Consider the following 20,394-nt stretch of genomic DNA (forward strand, 5'->3'; position numbering starts at 1 on the left):
TGCCGCACCGCTGTCGCCCACGCTAGGCAGGCCGCGTCGGCGCCGGAGCGCGCCGCATCCGGCAGGGGAGTCAGACCGGCCCGAGCTGCCTGGGGAGGACGGGATCAATCCTCGATGGCCGACTTCGGAAGCCGCGGAAGCGGTTGGGTTTCGATGTGCGCGTAGTCCGCCGCGGCGCGGTCTTCGGCGAGGGGGAACGACAGCCGGAAGGTCGCGCCGCCGCCGGGCGTGTCAGCGACGCTCACCGTGCCGTGGAGCGCTTCGACGACGGATGCGACGATCGACAGCCCCAGGCCGGTGCCTCCCGTCTCGCGAGCACGGGAGGTGTCGGCCCGCCAGAACCGCTGGAAGATCTTGTCCTTGATCTGATCGGGGATCCCCTCGCCGTGGTCGACGACCTCGATCCAGCCCATCGCGGTGATCGGGTCGATGCCCAGGCGCAGATCGATCGGCGAGTTTTCGGCGGTGAACCGACGTGCGTTGCCGATGAGGTTCGTGACGACCTGACGGATGCGGTTCTCATCGCCGCGCACGACCGGTGCCCGAAGATCGACGGGGCCGCTGTCGACGGGGACCTCGATGACGTCCGTGAGCGGTTCGGGCTGAGCCGGAGGCGCGGGCGGACGAGGCCGGCGACGCAGTCGCGCGAGGGAGACTCCCCGTGCAGCGGGGCGCTTACGCTCGGGGCGCGCGTCGGTCGGTGCGGCGGTCTCGGTCGTCGGCGGTGGTGTCGTCGCGGTCGCGGTCGTGTCGAAGACGGTCACCGTGCGCTGCGGTGCCGTCGCACGCACGTCCATCGCGGCATCCCGCGCGATCGGGCGCAGATCCACCGGCACGATCACCACATCGCGCTTCTCGTCCAGGCGCGCGAGGGCCAGAAGGTCTTCGACGAGCAACCCCATGCGCTTGGCCTCGGACTCGATGCGGCTCATCGCCTGGGCGACGTCCTCGTCGCCGCGGATCGCCCCCATCCGATAGAGCTCGGCGTAGCCGCGCACGGTCACCAGCGGCGTGCGCAGTTCGTGGCTCGCGTCGCCGATGAAGCGCCGCATCTGCCGCACGGTCGCATCGCGCTGCGTGATCGCGGCATCCACGCGGCCGAGCATCGCGTTGATGGCGCTCTTCAGACGCCCCACCTCGGTGGTCTTCGGCTCGATGTCGCTCATGCGTTGGCTGAAATCACCCGCGGCGATCAGGTCGGCGGTGGTTTCGACCTGTCCGAGGCTGCGGAAGGCGAAGGTCACGAGATACCGCGTCGCGAACGCGCCGGCGACGAGGATCAGCAGTGCCAGGATGCCGTAGATGCCGATGTAAGTCGCCACGACCTGGTTGATCGACGATGTCGGCAGCGCGACCATCTGCGTGAACAGCTCACTCACGCCCGGAACGACGTAGATATCGGCGCTGGCGTGGAAGACCGCGCCGCCGGTGGAACTGGGAAGCGCGAAGGGGACGGTGCCCTGCGAGGCGTGGTTGTCGAGCGAGTAGTACTCGGGAAAGGCCGGAGGAGGGGCGCCGTCGCCGCCGGCCACCGCGACGCGGGTGCCCTCGCTGTCGTACATCGCGATGAAGTACTGGGTCGGCGACGATTCGTCGTCGTAGAAGGACACCTCGCCGCCGTCGACCTGGATGTCCATGAGACCGCTCGCGAGGTCGGACGGCGCGAGCGAGCGGAGCTGTTCGTCGAGATTGACGATGAGCGTGTTGCGCAGGAACGCCATCGTGCCGATCCCCGCCGCGAAGAGCCCGAGCACCAGCAGGGTCACCGTGACCCCGGTCACCTTGGCGCGCAGGCTCGTCCCGCGCCACCAGCGCGTGATCGCGTCGCTCTTGTGCGCCACGCGGACGCCTCCGATCAGCCGCCGATCAGGCGGACTTTCCCGCCTTGAGCATGTACCCGAAGCCGCGCTTGGTCTGGATCAGCGGTTCGGACGAATGCGGGTCGATCTTGCGGCGCAGGTACGAGATGTAACTCTCGACGATGCCGGCGTCGCCGTTGAAGTCGTACTCCCACACATGGTCGAGGATCTGCGCCTTCGACAGCACGCGGTTGGGGTTGAGCATGAGATACCGCAGCAGCTTGAACTCGGTCGGGCTGAGGTCGATGGACACGTCGCCGACGAACACGTCGTGGGTGTCCTGATCCATCGTGAGCTCGCCGGTGCGGATGACCGACTCCTCGTCGGCCTGCATCGTGCGCCGCAGGATCGCCTGGATGCGGGCCACGATCTCGTCGAGCGAGAACGGCTTGGTGACGTAGTCGTCGCCGCCGGCGTTGAGACCGGCGATCTTGTCGTCGGTCTCGTCCTTCGCGGTGAGGAAGAGGATCGGCGCGGTGTAACCGGCGCTTCGGAGACGCTTGGTGACGCTGAAGCCGTTCATGTCGGGCAGCATGACGTCGAGGATGATCAGGTCGGGCTCTTCTTCGAGAACGGCCGAGATCGTCTGGGCGCCGTTGGCGACCGCTTTGACCTGGAATCCGGCGAATCGGAGACTCTGGATGAGCAGGTCGCGGATGTTCGGCTCGTCGTCGACAACGAGGATGCGGGGTGCCGTCATAGGCCCATACTGGCACCGGTTGGCTTGCGCTCGCTGGATATCGACCGGAACGCCGCCGAGTGGAGGGTCGTTGCCCAGGGAGCGGGCCGCGGCATCCGCTATGGTCTGACTCGACTGCCCCGACCGTGTTCGGGGCATCGGTCATCTTCCCCCGAGTGCTCCGAGGAGTCACGCCATGGTGCGTCCTGTCGTTTCGGTCCGTCGCGCGGCGGTCGCCGCGTCGTTGGTGGCGGTGCTCGCGCTCGTCGCGTGCGTGCCCGCCGATGACGAGCGGGCGACGCCCACCGAGTCGCCCGTCGACGGAGATCTGCCCGTCGTGCTGCAGGGCGAGCTGCAGAGCGTGATGGAGGACACGATGACCTCCTTCGACGTCCCCGGTGCGGTGGCGGGCGTGTGGGTTCCGGGGGAGGGTGCGTGGACGTCGGCGGCGGGCCTCGCCGACATCGCGGCGGACGTGCCGGCGACGACGGAGATGTCGTGGCCGTTGCGCAGCATCACGAAGTCGTTCACCGTGACCCTGCTGCTCCAGCTGGTCGACGAGGGCGATGTCTCGCTCGATGACACGATCGCTCAGTACGTCGACGGGGTGACGGATGGTGATCGGATCACCCTGCGGGAGCTTGCGGGCATGACCAGCGGCAACGCCGACTACACCGGCGAGGCGTTCCTCGAGGACTACACCGCCGACCCCGACCGCATCTTCACGCTGGACGATCTCAATGCCTTCGTGCTCGGTCAGCCCGCCCAGTTCGAGCCCGGGGCCGAACGCATCTACACCAACGCGAACACGAACCTCATCGGAAAGGTCGTCGAAGCGGTGACCGGGATGCCGTTCGCCGAGGCTCTCGATGAGCGGATCCTGCAACCGCTCGGCCTCGACGACACGCGCTACATGGTCGACGTCGCCGAGTGGACGGCGCCCCACGCCGAGGGGTATGTCCCCGAGGAGGAGCCGCGCGAGCCCGTGCCGCAGAACTTCTCGATCTTCGGGCCCGCGGGATCGATGGTCTCGACGCTCGCCGACGCGGCCGAGTGGGCCGAGGTGCTCGCCGACGGCGCGTTGCTCGAACCCGAGACCCAGGAAGAGCGGCTCGTCGGCGGTCCGTTGGATGCCGGGCCGCCCTATGACCTGTACGCGCTCGGCATCGGCGAGACCGGCGGGTGGTGGGGTCACAACGGGGAAGGTCTCGGCTACACCTCTGCGGTGTTCCACGAGCCGACCTCGGGCGCGACGATCGTCGTGTTCGCCAACGAGTCGAACCTGCCCGACCACACGCATCCGGCCGACCTGATGTTCCGCCGCATGGCCAAGCTCCTCGGCGAGCAGGGAATGCTCGAGGGCTGAGTCCGTGCCTACGCGGCGGTGAGGGTGTCGGCGTCGAGGATCGTGTAGCTGTAACCCTGTTCGGCGAGGAACCGCTGGCGGTTCTGGGCGAAGTCCTGATCGACGGTGTCCCGTGCGATCAGCGTGTAGAAGCTTGCGGTGTCCGCGGTCTTCTTGGGGCGCAGGAGGCGCCCGAGGCGCTGGGCTTCTTCTTGCCGCGAGCCGAACGACCCCGACACCTGGATCGCGACCGAGGCCTCGGGCAGGTCGATCGAGAAGTTCGCCACCTTCGAGACGACGAGCACGTCGATCGTGCCCTCGCGGAACGCCTGGTAGAGCTCTTCGCGCTCGTCGACGGGTGTCTGGCCGGTGATCTTGGGGGCATCCAGCGCCTCGGCGAGCACGTCGATCTGGTCGAGGTACTGTCCGATGATCAGGATGCGCTCGCCGCGGTGGCGGGCGACGAGACCTCGGACCACGTCGATCTTGGCGGCGGCTGTCGCTGCCAGGCGGTAGCGCTCATCGTCGGCCGCGGCGGCGTACTCCAGCCGTTCGTCGGCGGGCAGGTCCACACGGACCTCGTAGCAGACGGCCGGAGAAATGAAGCCCTGCGCCTCGATCTCCTTCCACGGCGCGTCGAAGCGCTTGGGGCCGATGAGGCTGAAGACGTCGCCCTCGCGTCCGTCCTCGCGTACGAGGGTCGCGGTGAGACCCAGGCGCCGTCGCGCCTGCAGGTCGGCGGTGAGCTTGAACACCGGGGCAGGCAGCAGATGCACCTCGTCGTAGACGATGAGACCCCAGTCCAGCGCGTCGAGGAGCGCCAGGTGGGCGTATTCGCCCTTCCGCTTCGCGGTGAGGATCTGGTAGGTCGCGATCGTGACGGGCTTGACCTCTTTGGACTGCCCCGAATACTCGCCGATCTCTTCGGGGGTGAGCGACGTCCGTTTGAGCAGTTCGTCGCGCCACTGACGGGCGCTCACGGTGTTGGTGACGAGGATCAGCGTCGTCGTCTTGGTGTCGGCCATCGCAGCCGCGCCGACGAGGGTCTTGCCCGCCCCGCAGGGCAACACGACGACCCCCGAACCGCCGGCACTGAAGGTGTCGACGGCCTTGCGCTGGTAGGGGCGCAGGGTCCAATCGGACTCGTCGAGGTCGATCTCGTGCGGGGTGCCGGGGGTGTAGCCGGCGAGGTCTTCGGCGGGCCACCCGATCTTGAGGAGCTCCTGCTTGATGTGACCGCGCGCCCACGCATCGACGAGAAAGGTTCCGGGAGCCGGGTTGCCGATCAGCAGCGGTTGGATGCGCTTGTTGCGGGTGACTTCGGCGAGGACTGCGGCATCCGTCGATGTCAGGACCAGCTGTCCTTCATCGTCGCGCTCGATGCGCAGGCGTCCGTAGCGTCTGACCGTTTCGCCGATGTCGAGTGACACCGACGGCGGCACGGGGAAGCGAGACCAGCGGTCGAGGGTGTCGAGCATGTCCTGTGCTTCGTGTCCGGCCGCGCGAGCGTTCCACAGCCCCAACCGCGTGATCCGGTACGTGTGGATGTGCTCGGGGGCGCGCTCGAGTTCGGCGAAGATCGCCAGTTCGTGGCGCGCGTTCTCCGCGTCCGGATGCGCCACCTCCAGCAGCACCGTCCGGTCGCTCTGCACGATGAGAGGTCCGTCAGCCATAACGTGCCAGTCTACCGGCGACGCTCACGCGGGGCGCACGCTCACGATGCTCGAGATCGGCAGGGTGCGCTCGATGTCCGCCCCGCGGTCGAGTCCGCGCATCCGTCCGCCGCCGAGTCCGGTCGCCTCGAGCGTGAACGAGCGCTGGGATCCGTCGGGAAGCCGCACATCGACGATGACGGTCGCGCGGGCGCGCACGGCCTGGTCGAGTTCGCGGCCGAGCCAGGCGGCATCGTCATCGTCGTCGTGGCTCACCCGCAGGGCGGCGATGAGATCCGCGTAGCGTGCGGGGGCGTCGCCCGACTCGCGGGTGACCGGCGGCGGCGTGCGGCGGTGGACCGGTTCGGGCGAGCCCGCGGTGTCGAGGGCGGTGACGGGGTAGCGCGCGTCGGCGAGGGCCCAGTACACGGCATCCCGCGCCACGCGCGAGACGAGTCCCGACTCGGTGGGCACGAGCCCCAGGGGACGCAGGGCCTGATCGACCGCGAGCGCGTCCAGGAGCGCCGCGTCCGTGCTCTCGACGTGTGTACGGCCCGTGACCGCGTCGACGCGCACACGGACGAGTCCGTGGCGGGATGCCGTGGACTCGAGCAGATAGGCCAACGGTTGGGGGATGCCGGTGAGCGACAGTCCGGTCAGGAACTCGCTGATCCCTTCGGCGGTCTCGCCCTCGGTCATTCCCGCCGCGAGCGACTCGGCGGTGAAGCGATAGGTGGATGCCTGAGCCCGCGACTCGCGCCGTGCGATGCGGCGCAGCCGCACATCAAGTGCCGGGGCCAGCGGGCCCGGGGCGATCGCCGTGAGGTCGGCTTGCAGGTAGACGCGGTCGATCTCGGCGGGAAGCTGCGCGGCGAAGGTGGTCGTATCGAGCGCTTCGCCGGCCCGCAGCGACGCGCCCCACTCCGGTTCGGAACCGTCGTCGGCTGCCAGTCCCCACCGCACCGCGATGCGGGTGAGGAGGTCGGCGCGCCCCGGCCACGCGGGATCGAGGGGCCGAGCGTCCGCCCACTGCGAGAGGGGGAGGATGCCGTGGCCGCGGCGGATTCCGGCGGGGAGGGCGTCGATCAGTCCGTGCACGATCACGGCCCAGCGGTCGGCGGTGGACGCTTCGAGCCAGCGTTCGCCGGCGTCGGTGACGATCCATTCGCGTCCGACGCCCTCGATGAGCCCGGCTGCCTCGGCAGCGGTGACGAGCTCTTCGAGCTCTTCGGCGGTGTCGATGGCACCGCCGTCGATGAGGCGCTTGCGGTCGGACGCGCTCACCGGGCCCGCGCCGGTCCGGCTCAAGCTGGCATGCAGTGTCGACAGCAGGATGTCGGCGAGGGCGCCCGCAGCCGAGAACGCGCGCTCGGCCGCGGCGGCCTCCCCTCCGACGGGTGGGTCGGCCACGGCGATCACGTCGATGAACGCGTCCGGGTGCCGGTCGCGCAGGAGCGCGAGCCGATCGGTCACCGCATCGTAGATGCGCTCATCGTCGGCGAGGGCGAGCGCGGGGTCGAGGCCGGTACGGTCGGCCCGAGCGAGGGCGGCCAGGGCGCCGCGTGGGAGTCCGATGAGTGTGCGGTCGACCGCCGCGGGATCCAACAGCGCCGCGGCGGCGTCGAAGAAGTCACCCCACCCGGCAGCCGGGTTCACGCCGCGGGTGGCGAACACCGTCGCCAGCGCGATGTCGTCGCGCTCGGAGAGCCAGGTCGCGAGAGCGCGCTCGTCGGAGGTCACTCAGCCACCGCGATTGGCGCGAGCGCGGCGTACGAAGCTCATGATGAGCAGGACGAGGATGAGGATGAATGCGAGCGGCAGACCGAACAACGGGATCGCCGTGACGACCGGCCAGATTCCGGTGCTGTAGTCGGCCTGTTCCATGCCGGTGGCGGTGCTGATCATGATCGCGAAGAAGCACACGATCGACAGGATGGCGATGCCGAGGGACATGAACGCCAGGATGCGGTCGATGCGGCGGACCGGGACGTCTTCGCCGGGTGTGCGCGGGCTCATCCGACCAAGGATACTCCGGCGGTCATGTGCCCTAGGCTTGACAGGGGGCTTTCCGCGCCCTGATTCCGTTTCTCCCGCCGCTTCGCGGCGTGTTCTTCAGCGAGGTTCGCATGCCCACCGGCAAGGTCAGGTTCTACGACGAGGCGAAGGGCTTCGGCTTCATCACGACCGATGAGGGCGAAGACGTCTTCTTGCACGCCACTGCTCTGCCCGCAGGTACCGACGCCCTCAAGGCCGGTACCCGTCTCGAATTCGGCGTCGCCGACGGCAAGCGCGGTCTGCAGGCGCTCTCGGTGCGGGTGCTCGAAGCGCCCGTCAGCCTCGCGAAGCGTTCGCGCAAGCCCGCCGACGACATGGCGGTCATCGTCGAGGACCTCGTGAAGCTGCTTGACGGTATCGGCGGCGACCTGCGTCGCGGCCGCTACCCCAGCAATTCGCACTCGAAGAAGATCGCCGCCCTGCTACGCAAGGTCGCCGATGAGCTCGACGCCTGACGCACCGGAGACGCCGGAGATCGCCGACGCCGCGGTGGAAGCCGTGCAGCCCGACCCGGCGCTACTCGACGCGCACGACCTCGCGCTCGCCGCGCTGCGGGAGATCACGCCGGAGCCGACGATCGGCCCACCGGCGGGATACCGCCTCGAGGGCGACGGAGTCGTCTCGTTGCGCTTCGAGAACCGTCTCGCGGGATATCCCGGCTGGTACTGGACGGTCAGCGTCGCCCGCGTCGAGGGCGAGGACCCGACGGTGCTCGAGGCGGAGTTGCTCCCCGGCGACGGCGCGCTGCTCGCGCCCGACTGGGTGCCGTGGGCGGTTCGGCTGGCTGAGTATCACGCGGCGCAGGCTGCGCAGGCCGCAGACTCCGACGACGCGGGTGACGACTCGGACGACGGCGACGATCTGTCGGAGGACGACCTCGACGACGTCGACGACCTCGATGCCGCCGATTTCGACGACGACGGGTCGCCGATCCTCCACTCCGGCGACGTCGACGGTGTCGACATCGACGAGCTGGCGGACGACGACGAAGACGACGATGAAGACTCGGACGACGACGATTCCGACGACGATTCCGACGACGACTCCGACGACGACGACTCCGACGACGACGAAGACGACTCCGACGACGACGAAGACGACTCCGACGACTCCGACTCCGACGACGAAGACTGACGCGTCGGCGTCATCCCGCGTCGGCGTCAGCTGCGCAGCGCGTCGATCGTGAAGTCGATGCAGCGGATGAGTCGGCGCACATCCTCGGGCTCGATCGACACGAACGTCGCGACACGGAGCTGGTTGCGCCCGAGCTTGCGGTACGGCTCGGTGTCGACGATGCCGTTCGCGCGCAAGCTCTTGGCGACGGCGGCGGCGTCGACGCTGTCGTCGAAGTCGATCGTGGCCACGACGGGGGAGCGGTGTGCGGCATCCGTCACGAACGGTGTCGCGAACGTCGAGGCATCGGCCCAGTCGTAGAGCGCCTGCGACGATTCGCGGGTGCGGGCATCGGCCCACTGGAGGCCACCGTTGTCGCGGATCCAGCCGAGCTGCGAGTCGAGCAGCAGCAGAGTCGTCAGCGCCGGGGTGTTGAGGGTCTGGTGCAACCGCGAGTTGTCCAGGGCGTTCTTGAGGCTCAGGAAGTCGGGGATGTAGCGCCCGGATGCTGCGATCCGCTCGATGCGCTCGATCGCCGCCGGTGAGACGAGGGCGAACCAGATTCCGCCGTCGGAGCCGAGGTTCTTCTGCGGCGCGAAGTAGTAGACGTCGGCTTCGTGGATCGAGAAGTCGATGCCGCCGGCCGCGCTGGTCGCGTCGATGACGGTGAGCGCTCCGTCGTCGCCGTGCACGCGGGTGACCGCAGCGGTGACACCCGTGGAGGTCTCGTTGTGCGGCCAGGCGTAGACGTCGACGCCCTCGATGACCTCAGCGGTGGCGAGCGACCCGGCCGGCGCGTTGCGCACGTCGGGCGCCTCGAGCCAGGGGGCCTTCGCGGCGGCGGCGAACTTGCCGCCGAACTCGCCGAAGACGAGGTTCTGCGAGCGACGCTCGATGAGGCCGAAGGCGGCCGCATCCCAGAACGCGGTCGATCCGCCGTTGCCGAGGATCACCTCGTAGCCCTCGGGGAGGCGGAAGATCTCGTGCAGCCGTGCGCGCACCCGACCGACGAGGTCCTTGACCGGAGCCTGGCGGTGCGACGTGCCGAGCACCGCGGCACCGGGGCCGGTCAGCGCGTCGAGCTGCGCCGGGCGGATCTTCGACGGACCCGCGCCGAAGCGGCCGTCGGAGGGCAGGATGTCACGGGGGAGCACGACGTGGGGCATGCGACCGATTCTAGAAGGGATGCCGCATCCGCCGTTCGCCCACGGCGGCGGGGTCGTCGGGCTCGATGTCCACGGCGCTGGGTAGGCTGTCCTTACCTGTCCCCTTCGCGAGGAAGAGTCGCAATGACCGATCTCATCGACACCACCGAGATGTACCTGCGGACGATCCTCGAGCTCGAAGAGGAGAACATCCAGCCGTTGCGTGCGCGCATCTCGGAGCGTCTCGGTCACTCCGGGCCGACGGTGTCGCAGACGGTCGGCCGTATGGAGCGCGACGGGCTGGTGATCGTCACCGAGAACCGCACGCTCGAGCTGACCGAGGACGGGCGCCAGAAGGCGGTCGACGTCATGCGCAAGCACCGGCTCGCCGAGCGTCTGCTGTCGGATGTCATCGGCCTCGACTGGGCGTACGTGCACGAAGAGGCCTGCCGATGGGAGCACGTCATGAGCGAGCAGGTCGAACGGCGCCTCATCGAGCTACTGGGCCACCCGACCGAGTCGCCGTACGGCAACCCGATCCCGGGGCTGGACCTTCTCGGCGATGTGCCGTCGATCCAGTTCGAGCAGGGCGTGATCGGCCTGGTCGCGAAACTCGATGCGGTCGGTGAGCCGATCGAGGGCACCGTTCGCCGCTTGGCCGAGCCCGCACAGGTCGACCCCGAACTGCTGCAGCAGTTGCAAGCGGCGGGCGTGGTTCCGGGCGCCCCCGGACGCTTCCGCTACAACGAGGGGTACGTGCTGGTCGAAATGGACGGCAACGAGCAGGCGCTCGAGCTGCCCGTCGAGGTCGCGTCGCACGTCTTCCTCGTCGCCGACGAGATCTGAGCGGATGCGGCGGGCCGCCGGCATCCGCTTCTCTCGATCCGGCGCGCTCAACGTGACATATTCGTTACCATCGGGTAGCCTCGAACAGTCTCATGGCGAGAAGCCCGCCCGAGACCCCACACGGACTGCCTCACCGGTTCGTCGTCTGTGTGGTGAAGCAGATAACGGTGCCCCGATCATCGAGCTCCGACGAACCGGCGCTCCGGCGTAGAGGCGCCGGAGGACGTATTGGCTGACGAGAACGACAACCCCGTGGCAGAGCCGCAGGGCGAGCAGGCTCCACTCACGCGCCGCGGGCGTGCCCGCGCGAGCCTCAAGAAGCGCGCCACCGCCGTGACCGCGCGACGCACCGCCGCCGCGCCGACGCCCGCCGCGAAGCCTGCGGCCGGCAAGGCCCGCAAGCCGATGCGTACCGTCGCCACCTTTGCGATCGTCGGCGGACTCGTCGCAACCGTCGCCCTGCCCGCGTACGCCGCGAGCACGCAGCTTCCGGTCGAAGAGGCCCAGACGCTTCAGCAGATCGCCGCGAATGACGCGCAGTCGCTGGTCGTCGCCTCGGATGCGACCGCCACCGAACTCGAACGCAGCAGCTACTCGGCCACGACCGAAGACGAGATCGCCAAGCAGAAGGCCGCCGAGGCGGCTCTCGCCCGTGCGAAGGCCCAGGCCGCAGCAGCGGCGTCGCTGTCGGCGGCTCCGCCCGTGAACGTCAGCCTCACCGCTCCCGGCACCGGTGAGGTGCGCTGGCCGATCCACAACTTCACGAAGGGTCGCGGTCTCGGCGATTCGGGCTACCACCAGGGAGTCGACCTGCTCGCACCCGGCGGCACGCCGCTGTACGCCGCCGCGGGTGGCGTCGTGCGGCTGTCGTCCGAAGGCTACTTCGGGTACGGCGTCGCGGTCATCATCGACCATGTCATCGCGGGTCAGCGTGTCTCGACCCTCTACGGTCACATGACCTACGGCAGCCGTCAGGTCGTCGCCGGTCAGACGGTCGCCCCCGGTCAGCTCATCGGGCTGGTCGGCAGCACCGGCAGTTCGACGGCCAACCACCTGCACTTCGAGGTGCGGATCAACAACTCGATCGTCGACCCGTGGGCGTGGCTGCAGGCCAACGCCGGCTGATCCGCCGTTCGGCGACACGCCACCGGTCGTTCACCGGTCTCCGGCCGAACGCGCCGGTCGGTGCGTTACCCTGTTCCCGACGCTGAGAGAAGCGGAGGGAGCCGATGGGCGAGGTACCTCGCATCCGCACCATGGATGCACTGGGACGCCATGTCCTTCGGCATTGCACGAGTGGATGCCGCGGGCTGACCGTGGCGCCAGGGCGCTGTCTGTGAAAGACAGCGCCTTTTTCATGCCCTGACGTCGATTTCCTCGTCACGAACCGGACAACCGAGAAGCCGTCCCGGCCGTTCGAGAGGATGAGAAATGCGCACTCTGGTGCTGAACGCGGGGTATGAGCCCCTGGCCGTCGTGTCGTTCAAGCGAGCGCTGGTGCTCGTGATGAACGAGAAGGCCACCGTCGTCGAGCTCGTCGACGGTGATCCGGTGTGGGGCACGCGGGCCGCCTATGACCGCCCCGCCGTGATCCTGCTGACCCGCTACGTGCGCGTTCCCGGTGCGCGACGGGTTCCGGTCACACGACGCGGGGTGCTCCGTCGTGACGGGCACCGTTGTGGTTATTGCGGATCGTCGGCGTCGACGATCGATCATGTCGTGCCGCGCTCGCGTGGGGGTGAGGATTCGTGGGAGAACCTCGTCGCCTGTTGCCTGCGGTGCAACAACGTCAAGGGAGATCGCACTCCGCAGGAGATGCGGTGGGAGTTGCGCTCGGCGCTCAAGCCGCCGCGCGGCGGGCAGTGGACGGTGCGGGGAGCGGACCGCACCGATCCGAGGTGGGAGCCGTACCTGGCGCTGGCCGCCTGACGGCGCCTCAGCGCTCGTCGAGTCGCGCGAGCCAACGGGCCAGGATCGGTTCGAGCGCGGCGGTGTCGTCGGGGCCGAGGTCGTCGAGCAGGCGGTGCTCGTTGGCCATGTGTGCCGTGAAGGCGCGGTCGATGAGGTCCAGCCCGGCGGGGGTGAGGCGCACGAGACGTTTGCGGGCGTCGGCTGCCCCGACGTGGCGTTCGACCAGGCCGCGGGCTTCGAGGCGGTCGACGCGTTTGGTGAGTCCGCCGGTGGTGACGAGGGTGTGGTCGGCGAGCTGGCCGGCATCCCTCTCGTAGGGGGATCCGGCGCGGCGGAGGCTGGCGAGCACGTCGAATTCACCCTCGCTCAGGTCGAACTCGTGGAAGACCTCGACCAGGCGTTCGGTCAAGAGCAGGGCGACGCGGTGGAGTCTGCCGATCACGGCCTGGGGTGAGGGGTCGAGGTCGGGGCGTTCGCGTCGCCACTCCTCCTGGATCATGTCCAGACGATCGGGCTGCGGCATCCGTTCATGGTACCTGTCATTTATCTTCCTGGTGAGATATTATCGCTTCCATGGAAGACAAATGGTGGCGATGGGTGCTCATCACGGCGATCGCCCCGGTGGCATGGGGTAGCACGTATGTCGTGACCCGCAATCTGCTGCCGCCGGAGTCGCCGCTGTGGGGTGGAGTGCTGCGCGCGTTGCCGGCCGGCCTGCTGCTGTTGCTGATCGCACGCCGGTTGCCGACGGGGGCATGGTGGTGGCGTTCACTCGTGCTCGGTGTGCTCAACGTCGGCGGATTCTTCGTGCTCATCTACATCGCCGGGCAACGCCTGCCGTCGGGGTTGGCGGCCACGCTGATGTCGACGTCGGCGGCGTGCATGCTGCTGTTCGCGTGGCTGTTGCTGCACCGACGTCCGCGTGCGGCAGCGGTCGTGGGCGCGGCGGTCGGTCTCGCGGGGGTGGGCATCATGTTCGGCGTCGACGTGTCGGTCGTGGATCCGTGGGGTGTCGCGGCATCCCTCGGTGCGATGGTCGCCTCATCGATCGGGTTCGTGCTCACGACGAAGTGGGGATCGGACGTGCCGGCTCTGACGATGGCGTCGTGGCAGCTCGTCGGAGGCTCGTTGGTCCTGCTGCCGGCCGCGGTGCTCGTGGAGGGTCCGCCGCCGCCGTTGACGGTCTCATCGGGCCTCGGATTCCTCTACGTCACGCTGATCGCGACGGCGGTGGCCTACGTCGCCTGGTTCACGGGGTTGCGGCGGCTGTCTCCGGGTGTCGTCGGCATCGTCGGCCTGCTCAACCCCGTGACGGGGGTGGTTCTGGGGGTGATGATCGCGGGGGAGCCGTTCGGTCCCGCGCAGGTCGTCGGCGTCGCGCTCGTGCTCGGCGGGATCGCGCTGGGGGCGATGCCGCGGCGCCGACGTCGACGGATGCCGGTGGAAGCCGTAGTGGTGTGATCTTGCTCCGGAGATATCTTCGAATCTGATGTCGGAGACCCGGTTTACAGTCTCCCTCGACAGTGATGGAATAGAACATCTGTTCTATTGATCGTCCAATGATCGTTCGAGGGGGGACTCGTGCAGGCGACCCGTGCTCCGGCCGACGAGGTGCAGCGCCTGCGCGCGCAGCTCGAGCGGATTCAGGGGCGTTCCCTCGATGCGCCGGTGCTGCCCGTCGCGCCGCCGTTGGCGCACGTACTGCCCGGCAGAGGGTTGCGGCCCGGCGCGGCGTACTCGGTTCCCCGGTCGATGTCGCTGCTGTTCGGGTTGCTCGCGCAGGCGTCGCAGGCAGGATCATGGTGCGGTGTGGTCGGGATGCCGCGGCTCGGGGCAGAAGCGGCGGAGTCGATGGGCGTCGACCTGTCTCGGCTCGTGCTCGTGCCCGATCCCGGTGCTCGGTGGCTGACGGTGACGGCGACGATCGCCGATGTGCTGCCGATCGTCGCCGTGCGTCCGGCGGGGCGTGCCCCTGACGGACAGATCGCGCGGTTGGCGGGGCGGTTGCGCGAGCGGGGTGCGGTGTTGCTCGTGCAGGGGCCATGGCCGCAGGTCGAGGCGACCCTCGAGGTGGGCGACGTGTCGTGGTCGGGTCTCGGGCGGGGGCACGGGTATCTCGCCGAGCGCGCGGTGACCGTCACGGCGACGAGCAGGCGCTGGCCGGTCGCGCGGCGCTCGCGGGTGCTGCTGCCGGATGCCCACGGGGGTGTGGCGGCGCCTGAGGCCACGGCACCTGCGCCCCCGCGGTTGGTTCCCCTCGCGCCGGGTGCCGGATCGGTTGCCGACGAAGCGTCCGATGCCCTGTCGAGGGCCGGCTGATGGGCCCGCTGATGCAGGGGGGTCCTCAACGCAGTCTCGTGCTGTGGTTTCCCGATTGGCCGGTGACCGCCCTCGCCCGTGCCGGTGACCCTGCCGGTGGCGGTGCCCCCGCCGATGACACTGCCCGGGCTGAGGATGCTGCGCCGGTCGCCGTCGTCGCGGCGAACCACATCGTCGCGTGCTCGGCCGCCGCGCGGGCCGAGGGCGTCCGTCGCGGGCAGCGTCGGCGTGATGCGCAGGCCCGATGCGCGTCGCTCGCGCTGGTGCCCGCCGATGAGGGACGCGACCAACGCGCGTTCGCGCCCGTCGTCGCCGCCGTCGAACAGCGCGCCCCGGGGGTGCAGCTCGTGCGTCCGGGGCTGTGTGCGCTGCGCGCCCGGGGCCCGGCCCGCTACTACGGCGGAGAGGCCGAAGCCGCTGCCGTGGTGCTCTCCGACCTGCGGGCCCTCGGTCTCGACGACGTTCGGGTGGGGATCGCCGACGGCCCGTTCACGGCCGAGCAGGCGGCGATGGCCGCGACGACCGCGCACGACCCGGTCTTCGTCGTGCCCGCGGGAGGGGCGGCGGGCTTCCTCGCACCCCTGCCTGTCGGGGTGCTCGATGTCGCTTCGTTCGGTGCACCCCCGGTGCGCGGCCCGAAGACCGACCTCGTCGGGCTCCTTGCCCGCCTGGGCGTGCAGACGCTGGGCGAGTTCGCCGCGATGCCCGAAGAGCGGGTGCGCGAACGGTTCAGCGAACGCGGTGTGCGCCTGCGCGACCTCGCCGGGGGGCGTGATTCGCAACCGGTGCAGCCGCGTACGCCCCCTCCCGAGCTGCATCGCGAGGTCGCGTTCGAGCCGCCCGTCGAGATCGCCGACCAGGTCGCGTTCGGCATGCGGATCGCCGCCGACGAGTTCATCGCCGGGCTCGGCGCGGTCGACCTCGTGTGCACCGAACTGCGGGTCGAACTCGTCGGTGACCGGGGCGAGCGCAGCGAGCGGGTGTGGTTGCACCCGGCGTCGTTCGATGCGGCGGCGGTCGTCGACCGAGTGCGCTGGCAGCTCGGTGAAGAGGCCGAGGGGTTGCGCAGCGGTGTCGCTCTCGTGCGGATCTCGCCGGCGGCGGTGGATGCGGCATCCCACCACCGTCCCGCGATCTTCGGGTCGGCTCCCGAAGAACGCGTGCACCATGCCCTCTCTCGGGTGCAGGCGATGCTCGGGCATCGCAGTGTCGTCACCCCGGCGATCGGCGGGGGACGGTGGTTGTCCGAGCGGCAGGTGCTCGTGCCGTGGGGTGATCGTGCGGTGCTGGCGAAGGAGCGGGCGCGGCCATGGCCGGGGAGTCTTCCGGATCCGCTGCCGCCGACGGTGTTCGCCGAGCCTCCGACGGTCGAGGTGACGACGCTCGGCGGGTTCGCCGTCGACGTCGATGAGCGCGGCATGCTCACGGTCGCCCCCGGGGTGCTCGTCGAGGGCGACCGTCGGCGGGCGATCGAATCGTGGGCAGGGCCGTGGCCGGTCATCGAGCGGGGATGGGACGCGGCGCGCGCCCGCCGTGCGTATCGGTTCCAGGTCGTCGACGCCGACGGTGTGGCGCTGCTGCTCGTCTGCGAGGGCGGCGTGTGGACGCTGGAGGGGGCATATGACTGAGCGGGCATACGGGGGTGAGGGCTGATGGGCTTCGACAACCCCTCCGTGGCGTGGTCGGAGCTCGAACGCGTGCTGAGCGATCGGCGTCGCCCCGGAGGGGCGCCGGCCGGTGCTGACGGAGGTGACAGCCCGGCGTGGTCGCGCAAGCGCGGCCCGTACGTGCCGGCGGGTATCGAGCGCCCCGTCGACGCCGTGCCGTACGCCGAGCTGCACGCACACTCGTCGTACTCGTTCCTCGACGGGGCATCGTCGCCCGAAGAGCTCGCCGAAGAGGCCGAGCGGCTGGGGCTGCACGCGCTCGCCGTCACCGATCATGACGGGTACTACGGCATCGTCCGGTTCGCTGAGGCGGCGGATTCGCTGCAGCTGAAGACGGTGTTCGGCGCCGAGCTGTCGCTGGATCTGCCGCAGAAGCAGAACGGCGAACCCGATCCGGTGGGCGCGCACCTGCTCGTGCTCGCACGGGGTGAGGCGGGATATCACCAGTTGGCGGGAGCGCTCACCCACGCCCAGTTGCGGGGCGCCGAGAAGGGTCGGCCGGTCTATGACCTCGACGAGGTCGCCGACCAGGTCGCGGGCGATGTCACGATCCTGACGGGATGCCGCAAGGGCGCCGTGCGGCGGGCGCTGGCATCGTCGGCTTCTGCCGCCGCGGCGCGGGCAGCCGGCGACGAGCTCGATGCGCTCGTGCAGCGGTTCGGGCGCGACGCGGTGTATGTGGAACTGATCGACCACGGCAATCCGTTGGACTCGCGCGACAACGACGTGCTTGCCGGCCTCGCGCGCGAGCGGGGGTTGCCGCTGGTGGCGACCAACAACGTGCACTACGCCGTGCCGAAGCGGCAACTGCTCGCCGCCGCGGTCGCCGCGGTGCGGGCGAACCGAGGGCTCGACGAATTGGACGGGTGGCTGCCGGCCCACGCCGGGGCGCATCTGCGGTCGGGGGCCGAGATGGTGGAGCGGTTCGCGCGGTATCCGGATGCGGTGGCCCGCACGGTGCCGCTCGCCGACGAGTTGGCGTTTCCGTTGCGGCGGGTCAAGCCGGCGCTGCCGAAGCAGGAGGTGCCCGACGGGCATACGCCGATGTCGTGGTTGCGGGAGTTGGTGTGGCGGGCGGTTCCCGAGCTGTATCCGCGCCTGTCGGAGGAGAACCGGCAGCGGATCGAACACGAGTTGGCGGTGATCGAGGCGAAGGACTTTCCCGGGTACTTCCTCATCGTGCATGACATCGTCGCCGAGGCGCGGCGTCGCGGCATCCTGTGTCAGGGGCGCGGATCTGCGGCCAACAGCGCCGTCTGCTATCTGCTGCGCATCACTGCGGTCGACGCGATCGCCTACAACCTGCCGTTCGAACGGTTTCTGTCGTCGCTACGTGAGGAAGAACCCGACATCGACGTCGACTTCGATTCGGACCGGCGCGAAGAGATCATCCAGTGGGTGTATGCGAAGTACGGGAGGCATCGCGCGGCGCAGGTGGCGAACGTCATCCAGTACCGCCCGAAGAACGCCGTGCGCGACATGGCGAAGGCGCTCGGCTATTCGGTCGGACAGCAGGATGCATGGTCGAAGCAGGTCGAGCGGTGGGGGGCGATGCTCGAGACGGATGCCGGGCATGACATCCCCGCGCAGGTGATCGAGTACGCCGGTGAGTTGCTGAAGGCACCGCGGCATCTGGGCATCCATTCCGGGGGGATGGTGCTCACCGAGCGGCCGGTGGGTGAGGTGGTGCCGATCGAGCATGCGCGCATGGAGGGGCGCACGGTCATCCAGTGGGACAAGGACGATGCCGCGTGGATGGGGCTGGTGAAGTTCGATCTGTTGGGGCTCGGGATGCTGGCGGCCCTGCAGTATTCGTTCGATCTGGTGCGCGAGGCCACCGGTGAGGTGTGGGAGTTGGCGACGATCCCGAAGGAGGAGAAGGGCGTATACGACATGCTGTGTCGGGCGGATGCGATCGGGGTGTTCCAGGTCGAGTCGCGCGCGCAGATGGGGCTTCTGCCGCGGTTACGGCCGCGGGAGTACTACGACCTCGTGATCGAGATCGCGCTCATCCGGCCGGGGCCGATCCAGGGTGGGGCGGTGCATCCGTATGTGCGGCGGCGGTCGGGGGCGGAGCCGACGACATATCCGCATCCGCGGTTGGTGAAAGTGCTCGAGCGCACGAAGGGGATTCCGGTCTTCCAGGAGCAGCTCATGCAGATGGCGATGGAGATCGGTGATCTGTCGGGGGAGGATGCTGATCTGCTGCGGCGGGCGATGGGGTCCAAGCGCGGGATCGAGCGGATCGAAACGCTGCGCGAGAAGCTCTACGCCGGCATGGCGCGGCATGGCCTGGTGGGTGAGGAGGCGGATGCGATCTACGCGAAGATCCAGGCGTTCGCGAACTTCGGGTTCGCGGAGTCGCACTCGCTGTCGTTCGGGCTGTTGGTGTACGCGAGTTCGTGGATCAAGCTGCACTATCCCGGGGCGTTCCTTGCGGGACTGTTGCGGGCGCAGCCGATGGGGTTCTATTCGCCGGCGACGCTCACCGCCGACGCACGTCGGCACGGGGTGGAGGTGCGGCGGCCCGATCTGCACCGGTCGGGGGCGGATGCCGTGCTCGAGGTGATCGCCCCGGAGGTGGCGGCGGTGACCGGTCTCGATTCGTGTCTCGACCCCGATCAGCCGCCGACGGGGGCGTTCGATCCGGATGCGCCGGATGAGACGCTCGCACATCGGCGCGACGGTAACTTCGCGGTGCGATTGGGGCTTGCCGGGGTGAAGGGCATCGGGCGGGCGGTGGCCGAGCGGGTCGTCACCGAGCGTGAGACGGCGGGGGAGTATCGCGACCTGCGGGATCTCGTGCGGCGCACGGGGCTTTCTGCCGCGCAGGTGGAGGCGTTGGCGACGGCGGGGGCGTTCGAGTGCCTGGGGCTGAGCAGGCGTGAGGCGATCTGGTTGGCGGGGTCGGCGGCGCAGGATCGTGCGGAGTATCTGCCGGATTCGTTGACGTCGGTGCAGCCGCCGCTGTTCACCGATCCGTCGACGTATGACGTGCTGGCTGCGGACCTGTGGGCGACGGGGATCTCTGTGGACGACCATCCGATGACGCACTATCGGTCGGGTCTGGATGCGCGGGGTGTGCTGACGTCGGGGGACCTTCGCACGTTCGAGACCGGCAGGAGGATCGAGGTGGCCGGGTTGGTGACGCATCGACAACGGCCGGCGACGGCATCCGGGGTCACGTTCTTGAATCTCGAAGACGAGCACGGCGTCGTCAACGTGATCTGTTCGGTGGGGGTGTGGAACCGCTATCGGCGGGTGGTGCGGGATTCGCCGGCGCTCATCGTGCGGGGGATGTTGGAGAGGTCGGTGGAGGGGGTGACGAACCTGCTGGCGGATCGGTTCGAGGACCTGCGGGTGGGGGTGCAGCACAGTTCGCGGGACTTCCGGTGAGGTGCGTGCGCCGGACATGACACGAGCGGGCCCCCGGATGGTTCCGGGAGCCCGCTCGGGAAGCTATGGGTCAGCCGGCGGTGCCGAGGGCGAACCGGACGGAGCCGTCCTGCGCGAGTTCGGCGTCGAGGACGCGGTCGTCCAGGGCGACGGCGGCCGAGGTGTCGAGGAAGACGTGGGCGCCGTCGGATGCGACGACCGTGTCGGTCTCTTCGGGTCCGGGGGCGACGCTGAGCTCGAAGCCTGCGTCGCTTCCGGTGTCGCGGATGCGGACTCCGCCGTCATCGGGGACGTTCGGCACGCGCGAGACGATCGCCTTGACGGCTTCGGCTGCGGTGTCGGTCATGGTGAGCATGAGCTCTTCCTTCCGTTGCGGATATGGAACCGGCCACGATTCCGAACACGTG

At 69.3% G+C, this 20,394-nt stretch carries 18 protein-coding genes; 10 read left to right on the forward strand and 8 right to left on the reverse strand.

Going from position 1 to position 20,394, the window contains the following annotated elements; all coding sequences use genetic code 11:
* Nucleotides 1-104: 104 nt before the first annotated feature.
* Together ACFQZV_RS06210 and ACFQZV_RS06215 are read right to left on the reverse strand one after the other, a co-directional pair.
* Nucleotides 105-1,721: a sensor histidine kinase gene (locus ACFQZV_RS06210; RefSeq protein WP_378753758.1), complete on the reverse strand. Its 1,617-nt coding sequence runs from the start codon at nucleotides 1,719-1,721 to the stop codon at nucleotides 105-107.
* 145 nt (nucleotides 1,722-1,866) lie between these two features.
* Nucleotides 1,867-2,559, reverse strand: a complete 693-nt coding sequence (locus tag ACFQZV_RS06215; RefSeq protein WP_378753729.1) for a response regulator transcription factor — start codon at nucleotides 2,557-2,559, stop codon at nucleotides 1,867-1,869.
* A 175-nt stretch (nucleotides 2,560-2,734) separates the two neighbouring features.
* Here ACFQZV_RS06215 and ACFQZV_RS06220 point away from each other — a divergent pair, with 175 nt between their 5' ends.
* The gene (locus ACFQZV_RS06220; protein ID WP_378753731.1) at nucleotides 2,735-3,904 is read left to right on the forward strand and encodes a serine hydrolase domain-containing protein; all 1,170 of its coding nucleotides are present in this window, start codon (nucleotides 2,735-2,737) and stop codon (nucleotides 3,902-3,904) included.
* 8 nt (nucleotides 3,905-3,912) lie between these two features.
* Here ACFQZV_RS06220 and ACFQZV_RS06225 read toward each other — a convergent pair whose 3' ends face one another.
* Genes ACFQZV_RS06225 through ACFQZV_RS06235 form a run of 3 tightly spaced genes read right to left on the reverse strand, consistent with a single transcriptional unit; the run spans nucleotide 3,913 to nucleotide 7,551 of the window.
* Entirely contained in the window at nucleotides 3,913-5,556 is a 1,644-nt protein-coding gene (locus ACFQZV_RS06225; protein WP_378753733.1) for a DNA repair helicase XPB, read from the reverse strand.
* Between the two features lie 24 nt (nucleotides 5,557-5,580).
* Nucleotides 5,581-7,275, reverse strand: a complete 1,695-nt coding sequence (locus ACFQZV_RS06230) for a helicase-associated domain-containing protein (protein WP_378753735.1) — start codon at nucleotides 7,273-7,275, stop codon at nucleotides 5,581-5,583.
* Nucleotides 7,276-7,551, reverse strand: a complete 276-nt coding sequence (locus tag ACFQZV_RS06235) for a multidrug ABC transporter ATPase (RefSeq protein ID WP_378753737.1) — start codon at nucleotides 7,549-7,551, stop codon at nucleotides 7,276-7,278.
* A gap of 110 nt (nucleotides 7,552-7,661) precedes the next feature.
* Here ACFQZV_RS06235 and ACFQZV_RS06240 point away from each other — a divergent pair, with 110 nt between their 5' ends.
* Entirely contained in the window at nucleotides 7,662-8,045 is a 384-nt protein-coding gene (locus ACFQZV_RS06240; RefSeq protein ID WP_378753739.1) for a cold-shock protein, read from the forward strand.
* Entirely contained in the window at nucleotides 8,029-8,724 is a 696-nt protein-coding gene (locus ACFQZV_RS06245) for a DUF3027 domain-containing protein (protein ID WP_378753741.1), read from the forward strand. The genes ACFQZV_RS06240 and ACFQZV_RS06245 overlap by 17 nt, the downstream gene beginning before the upstream one ends.
* A 26-nt stretch (nucleotides 8,725-8,750) precedes the next feature.
* Here ACFQZV_RS06245 and serC read toward each other — a convergent pair whose 3' ends face one another.
* Nucleotides 8,751-9,869, reverse strand: a complete 1,119-nt coding sequence (gene serC, locus ACFQZV_RS06250; protein WP_378753743.1) for a phosphoserine transaminase — start codon at nucleotides 9,867-9,869, stop codon at nucleotides 8,751-8,753.
* A 123-nt stretch (nucleotides 9,870-9,992) separates the two neighbouring features.
* Here serC and ACFQZV_RS06255 point away from each other — a divergent pair, with 123 nt between their 5' ends.
* The 3 genes from ACFQZV_RS06255 to ACFQZV_RS06265 all read left to right on the forward strand — a co-directional run bounded on the left by ACFQZV_RS06255 (nucleotide 9,993) and on the right by ACFQZV_RS06265 (nucleotide 12,623).
* A complete protein-coding gene (locus tag ACFQZV_RS06255) occupies nucleotides 9,993-10,694 on the forward strand; it encodes a metal-dependent transcriptional regulator (RefSeq protein WP_378753745.1) in 702 nt (233 codons plus the stop codon).
* A 252-nt stretch (nucleotides 10,695-10,946) separates the two neighbouring features.
* Entirely contained in the window at nucleotides 10,947-11,819 is an 873-nt protein-coding gene (locus ACFQZV_RS06260) for a M23 family metallopeptidase (protein WP_378753747.1), read from the forward strand.
* A gap of 306 nt (nucleotides 11,820-12,125) precedes the next feature.
* Nucleotides 12,126-12,623 (forward strand): HNH endonuclease, encoded by a 498-nt coding sequence (locus ACFQZV_RS06265; RefSeq protein ID WP_378753750.1) that lies wholly within the window; start codon nucleotides 12,126-12,128, stop codon nucleotides 12,621-12,623.
* Between the two features lie 7 nt (nucleotides 12,624-12,630).
* Here the strand turns inward: ACFQZV_RS06265 and ACFQZV_RS06270 are convergent, their stop codons facing one another.
* A complete protein-coding gene (locus ACFQZV_RS06270; RefSeq protein ID WP_378753752.1) occupies nucleotides 12,631-13,128 on the reverse strand; it encodes a MarR family winged helix-turn-helix transcriptional regulator in 498 nt (165 codons plus the stop codon).
* 50 nt (nucleotides 13,129-13,178) lie between these two features.
* On the opposite strand from ACFQZV_RS06270, the gene ACFQZV_RS06275 reads away from it, so the two are divergent.
* The 4 genes from ACFQZV_RS06275 (at nucleotide 13,179) to ACFQZV_RS06290 (ending at nucleotide 19,987) form a co-directional block, all read left to right on the forward strand.
* Entirely contained in the window at nucleotides 13,179-14,066 is an 888-nt protein-coding gene (locus ACFQZV_RS06275) for a DMT family transporter (protein WP_378753754.1), read from the forward strand.
* Between the two features lie 120 nt (nucleotides 14,067-14,186).
* On the forward strand, nucleotides 14,187-14,924 hold the full coding sequence (locus ACFQZV_RS06280) for a hypothetical protein (RefSeq protein WP_378753756.1): 738 nt from the start codon (nucleotides 14,187-14,189) through the stop codon (nucleotides 14,922-14,924).
* Nucleotides 14,924-16,552, forward strand: a complete 1,629-nt coding sequence (locus ACFQZV_RS06285; RefSeq protein ID WP_378783289.1) for a DNA polymerase Y family protein — start codon at nucleotides 14,924-14,926, stop codon at nucleotides 16,550-16,552. Before ACFQZV_RS06280 ends, ACFQZV_RS06285 begins: the two co-directional genes overlap by 1 nt.
* 24 nt (nucleotides 16,553-16,576) lie before the next feature.
* A complete protein-coding gene (locus ACFQZV_RS06290) occupies nucleotides 16,577-19,987 on the forward strand; it encodes an error-prone DNA polymerase (RefSeq protein WP_378752232.1) in 3,411 nt (1,136 codons plus the stop codon).
* Nucleotides 19,988-20,057: 70 nt separating this feature from the next.
* Here ACFQZV_RS06290 and ACFQZV_RS06295 read toward each other — a convergent pair whose 3' ends face one another.
* Complete coding sequence (locus tag ACFQZV_RS06295) at nucleotides 20,058-20,342, reverse strand: Fe-S cluster assembly protein HesB (RefSeq protein WP_378752230.1); 285 nt, start codon at nucleotides 20,340-20,342, stop codon at nucleotides 20,058-20,060.
* Nucleotides 20,343-20,394: the final 52 nt, after the last annotated feature.

This window comes from Microbacterium koreense, assembly GCF_042677105.1.
Classification (GTDB): domain Bacteria; phylum Actinomycetota; class Actinomycetes; order Actinomycetales; family Microbacteriaceae; genus Microbacterium; species Microbacterium koreense.

Coding starts and splice junctions, on each gene's coding strand:
- ACFQZV_RS06240 (WP_378753739.1), top strand. CDS start 7,662: ATGCCCACCGGCAAGGTCAGGTTCTACGACGAGGCGAAGGGCTTCGGC.
- ACFQZV_RS06255 (WP_378753745.1), top strand. CDS start 9,993: ATGACCGATCTCATCGACACCACCGAGATGTACCTGCGGACGATCCTC.
- ACFQZV_RS06295 (WP_378752230.1), bottom strand. CDS start 20,342: ATGCTCACCATGACCGACACCGCAGCCGAAGCCGTCAAGGCGATCGTC.
- ACFQZV_RS06265 (WP_378753750.1), top strand. CDS start 12,126: ATGCGCACTCTGGTGCTGAACGCGGGGTATGAGCCCCTGGCCGTCGTG.
- ACFQZV_RS06290 (WP_378752232.1), top strand. CDS start 16,577: ATGGGCTTCGACAACCCCTCCGTGGCGTGGTCGGAGCTCGAACGCGTG.
- ACFQZV_RS06235 (WP_378753737.1), bottom strand. CDS start 7,551: ATGAGCCCGCGCACACCCGGCGAAGACGTCCCGGTCCGCCGCATCGAC.
- ACFQZV_RS06220 (WP_378753731.1), top strand. CDS start 2,735: ATGGTGCGTCCTGTCGTTTCGGTCCGTCGCGCGGCGGTCGCCGCGTCG.
- ACFQZV_RS06285 (WP_378783289.1), top strand. CDS start 14,924: ATGGGCCCGCTGATGCAGGGGGGTCCTCAACGCAGTCTCGTGCTGTGG.
- ACFQZV_RS06275 (WP_378753754.1), top strand. CDS start 13,179: ATGGAAGACAAATGGTGGCGATGGGTGCTCATCACGGCGATCGCCCCG.
- ACFQZV_RS06270 (WP_378753752.1), bottom strand. CDS start 13,128: ATGCCGCAGCCCGATCGTCTGGACATGATCCAGGAGGAGTGGCGACGC.
- ACFQZV_RS06210 (WP_378753758.1), bottom strand. CDS start 1,721: ATGGCGTTCCTGCGCAACACGCTCATCGTCAATCTCGACGAACAGCTC.
- ACFQZV_RS06225 (WP_378753733.1), bottom strand. CDS start 5,556: ATGGCTGACGGACCTCTCATCGTGCAGAGCGACCGGACGGTGCTGCTG.
- serC (WP_378753743.1), bottom strand. CDS start 9,869: ATGCCCCACGTCGTGCTCCCCCGTGACATCCTGCCCTCCGACGGCCGC.
- ACFQZV_RS06245 (WP_378753741.1), top strand. CDS start 8,029: ATGAGCTCGACGCCTGACGCACCGGAGACGCCGGAGATCGCCGACGCC.
- ACFQZV_RS06215 (WP_378753729.1), bottom strand. CDS start 2,559: ATGACGGCACCCCGCATCCTCGTTGTCGACGACGAGCCGAACATCCGC.